This window comes from Archangium sp. (assembly GCF_036388035.1).
Classification (GTDB): domain Bacteria; phylum Myxococcota; class Myxococcia; order Myxococcales; family Myxococcaceae; genus Archangium.
Genome location: NZ_DASVSO010000087.1, coordinates 1 through 3,947, shown reverse-complemented (window position 1 = coordinate 3,947; position 3,947 = coordinate 1). Strand labels below are relative to the sequence as shown.

The 3,947-nt window shown below is 67.7% G+C and carries 5 protein-coding genes; all 5 read right to left on the bottom strand.

The window, feature by feature from the left end; translation table 11 throughout:
• On the bottom strand, nt 1-376 hold a 376-nt coding region (locus tag VF697_RS03695; protein WP_331092078.1), incomplete at its 3' end, for a hypothetical protein.
• Between the two features lie 112 nt (nt 377-488).
• Nucleotides 489-1,292, bottom strand: coding sequence for a hypothetical protein (locus VF697_RS03690; protein WP_331092077.1), 804 nt, complete (start codon nt 1,290-1,292; stop codon nt 489-491).
• A gap of 54 nt (nt 1,293-1,346) precedes the next feature.
• Entirely contained in the window at nt 1,347-2,027 is a 681-nt protein-coding gene (locus VF697_RS03685; RefSeq protein ID WP_331092076.1) for a hypothetical protein, read from the bottom strand.
• A 267-nt stretch (nt 2,028-2,294) separates the two neighbouring features.
• Nucleotides 2,295-3,122, bottom strand: coding sequence for an SAM-dependent methyltransferase (locus tag VF697_RS03680; protein ID WP_331092075.1), 828 nt, complete (start codon nt 3,120-3,122; stop codon nt 2,295-2,297).
• A gap of 23 nt (nt 3,123-3,145) precedes the next feature.
• The gene (locus VF697_RS03675) at nt 3,146-3,706 is read right to left on the bottom strand and encodes a NifU family protein (protein ID WP_331092074.1); all 561 of its coding nucleotides are present in this window, start codon (nt 3,704-3,706) and stop codon (nt 3,146-3,148) included.
• Between the last annotated feature and the right edge of the window lie 241 nt (nt 3,707-3,947).

Genomic DNA, 3,947 nt, shown 5'->3' with positions numbered 1-3,947 from the left:
ACAGCGCGAGGTACCCACGAAGCGCGACCTCGTCCGTCCGCATCGCGCGTGGCAGCCGCCGCGCCATGAGCGGCTCCAACAGGGCCACCGCTCGCGCGTACTCCGCGCGATGGATGTGGCAGACCCCCACGGCCGCGAGCGCCGCCGTGCGTCGCGTCCCGGGTGCTCTCCGGGCCAACTTCCGCAACACCTCCTCCGCCCGCTGGGGCTCCCCCGTGTGCATCAGGTGCAACGCCTGACCGAACGCCTGGAACCAACGGGACCATCGCCAATCCGCCAGCAGCATCAGCACGAAGGCGGTGCCCAGAAGCAGCGAGCAGCGGCCGACCCACACGTTGACGTCTGGATTTCGCAAAGCGGACAGCAACCACTGCATGGCGGGGACCCCATATGACGGCGCAGGTTCGGTTCCCCACACTACCGCGAAAGTCACCCCGGGTCACGCACCTCGCTCGACTCCACCAGCGACTCCACCCCGCATACCCGGGCTAATGTCGTCCCAACTCCCTGGACCAGTCCCACAACGGCCCGCTCACCGCGTATTTGTAGGCGCTGGAGAACGACTCGAACTTCTCTGGCGGAAGCGCCTGGAGACGCTCGCGCAGGAAGGCCGGATCCCCGAGCACCTCGCGGTGCTTCAGGTCCGTGTCCATCTCCACCACCGCGGGCATCACCCGGAGCACCGCCTCCAGGCACTCCTCTCGGGTCGCGCGAGCCATGCGCTCCACCATCAACGTCAGGTGCTCGCGGACCGAGGCGGGGCCTTTGGGGCACCAGGCCTCCAGCGTCTTGCGGTAGATATCGTCCAGGAGCTCTTCCAGCGTGTACTTCTGATCGACCCACCAGAACGCGTAGCGCGGGCCCTGGAGCACCTCCCAGAAGCGCAGTACCGCGGCGAGCCGGTTCGCCATGCGCTCCGCACTCCACGGCGGGGACGGAGACACGGCTTGGTAGAGCGCTCCCCAAGGCGTGCTCAGGCAGAAGGCCTCGAAGGCGCCCCTCATGCGCTGGCGCTCCTCCTTCGGAACGCCTTCATTCAAGACCGTGAAGACTTCGATGAACAGGTGCACGCGCCAGCGCGGGGGGCCCCAATCGAAATTGGCCGCCGCGTGCACCACCAACGCTTCACCGGGCGGCACCTGGCGCATCCGCCGGGGCTGGGGAAAGACACCGGTCTTGAGGTACTCCCGGGCCCACCACTGGCCCTCGGCTCTCACCTCGCGGAGAATGGTAGCGTTGGAGCCGTGGAGCATCGCTGGAAACTCGAGCACCGGGGAGTGTTCAGAGGTCATGGCCTTTGGCCCTACTACAGCGGACAGGTGGGTCTCAAGCGCGCTCCCGCCCGCTCAGCGGCAGTCCCCAGGCAGATAGACCTGGCCCTGGAAGCCCTTGGGACGTTCGCCCCCTTCATAAGCGGCCCGGATTGCCTGCTCGGCCAACTCCCCGCGTTGTTCCAATTCCTCCCGGGGCAACGCCTCTTCCTTCTGAGCGGCCCGCTCCTTCCAGGAGACCTGAGGCTGCTTGCGCCTGTAGTTCCAGCGGTACAGCGTCACTCCGGGCTCCGGTGTGCGCCAGGACAACTGCCAGAGCGCTCCCCCGTCCTCGAATTCGAGGAAGAGCGACCCCTCGAAGCCCGTGCCTACCGCGAGCTTCTTGTCAGGGTCGACAGCCTCATTGAGCGCCGCCAGGTAGCGCACCGCTTGTTCCCGTCCTTCCCTTCGCGACTCCTCATTGTCGGGCTTGATTTCGAACAGCACGCGGGCGTCGATATCGGTGATGTCCGGGCGCAAGAGCCTCACGAGTTCCGGAAGACGCTCGGGGTCCCCCAAGTTCCCCTCCTCCACGATGGTGGAGAGGGGGGTGGGGTCGAGGAAGACGCGGTGAGAGGGATGCCGCACGAGGTACTCCCTGCCAATGGCAACATGTGCGGCCTTGCCAAGAAAAGCGCCCCAGGGCTCCCTGGAGTCCGGCGGACGGCCAGGGAGCTTGAAGGAGGGCGGCTCCGCCTGGGCACCGAGGGCCGCCACGAACACCAGGAGAAGACCCGCCAGCCCCCAAGTGCTCCTCGCCCTGCTTCCACGCGCATTCCTGTCCAACATGCTCCTCCCGGTAGGGGTGTAACGTTGGGGAGGAAGACATGACGGGCTGACATGCTGATGACGTGAGCGCGCCTGAGCAGGAGCAGTGCTCGTAGGGAGCCTCGCGGACAAATGGCTCAAGGAAGAGGAGCAGGCGGCGTGCGCATCACCCGGACGTGTCGTCCTCGGGTGCCGGCGTGAGCGTATCCCTCGCGCTCAGGCCGGGGGGGTCCGCGGCGTGGGCTCCACGCCCAGCACCCGCGTCAGCTTGGGCCGCACGCCGAAGGCCCCCAGCAACGCCTCCAGCTTCGCGCGCGCCGGCCGGTTCTCCTTGTGCACCCGCCGGCCCAGGATCAGCTCGTTCTTCAGCGAGTGCTCCCAGCCCGTCAGCTCCGTCACCGTCACCTGGTAGCCGAAGGCCTCCAGCGTCAGCGCGCGGATGACGTTGGTGAGGTGGCTGCCGAACTCGCGCCGGTGCCAGGGGTGCTGGTAGAGCATCACCAGCGTGGGGTCCACCCCCTGCCGGGACTCCTTGAGCTGCGTGGCCACCTCGGCCTGGCAGCACGGCACCACCGCCACGTGGTCCGCCCCCTTCTGGATGGCCACCGCCAGCGCGTCGTCCGTCGCCGTGTCGCACGCGTGCAGCGCGGTGAGCAGGTGGAGGCGCTCGGGCCACTGCGCCTGCTCCAGGTGCGCCGTCTGGAACTCCATCCGCGAGAAGCCCAGGCGCTCAGCGCGCTCCCTGGCGCGCTGCGTCAACTCCGGCCGCCCCTCGATGTTCAGCAGGGTGCCCGCCTCGGCGTCCTTGAGGAACACCTCGTAGAGGATGAAGCCCAGGTAGGCGTTGCCGCTGCCCGCGTCCACCACCACGGGCGCGCCGTGGCGCTCCTGCAGCTCGTCCATGGCGGGCCGCAGCAGGCCCACCAGGTGGTTGACCTGCTTGAGCTTACGCAGGGCGTCCGCGTTGAGGTTGCCCTCGCGCGTGAGCAGGTGCAGCTCGCGCAGCAGCGCCGGGGACTGCTCCGGCAGCAACTCCCGCCGCACCTGCTTTCCTTTGACCTGCCGCCTCAGACGGACACCACCTCGGAGACCTCGGGGATGAGCTCGCGCAGGCGCGACTCGATTCCCATCTTCAAGGTCGCCGTGGAAGAGGGGCAGCCGCTGCACGCGCCCTTCATGTGCAGGTAGACGATGCCTTCCTCGAAGCGGTCCAGGGTGATGTCGCCGCCGTCCTGCGCCACCGCCGGACGGATCTCCGCGTCCAGGATGTCCTGGATGCGCGCCTCCACCGAGCCCCCAACGCCCGCCGCCGCGCGCGTGGCCGCCAGGGCCTCCTCGTTCACGGCCGGCAGGCCCGCGCCCAGGTGCTCGTCCAGCGTGGCCATCACCGCGTCGTTCAGCTCGTCCCACTCACCCTCGTCGCCCTTGCTGACGGTGACGAAGTTGCTGCCCACCATCACCGCCATCACGCCCTTGATGCCCATGAGCTTGACGGCCAGGGGGGACTTCTCCTCCGCGGCCTGCTTGCTCGTGATGTTCACCGCGCCGGACGCCAACAGCCGCCGGTCCACCACGTACTTCAGCGTGCTGGGGTTGGGCGTCCACTCGAGCTGGATGTTCACCGACATTCGAAATCTCTCCTGTGCCCCTTCCTCTAAGCCGCCCGCCCGCCCCTGGCAACCCGGAGCCGTGGGAAAGCGCGCCCCCACGAAATGCTCTATCTGACAATCAGATTTTTACCTGACTTTACTGTTTGCCTGTCGGAGCATGATAAGCTGAGAGAACGGCTGGACACCCAGCCAGGGGAGATGTCCCATGGAAAGCCCAAGCCTGGTGATGCAGAGGACCCCCCTCACGGCAGCGCAGCCG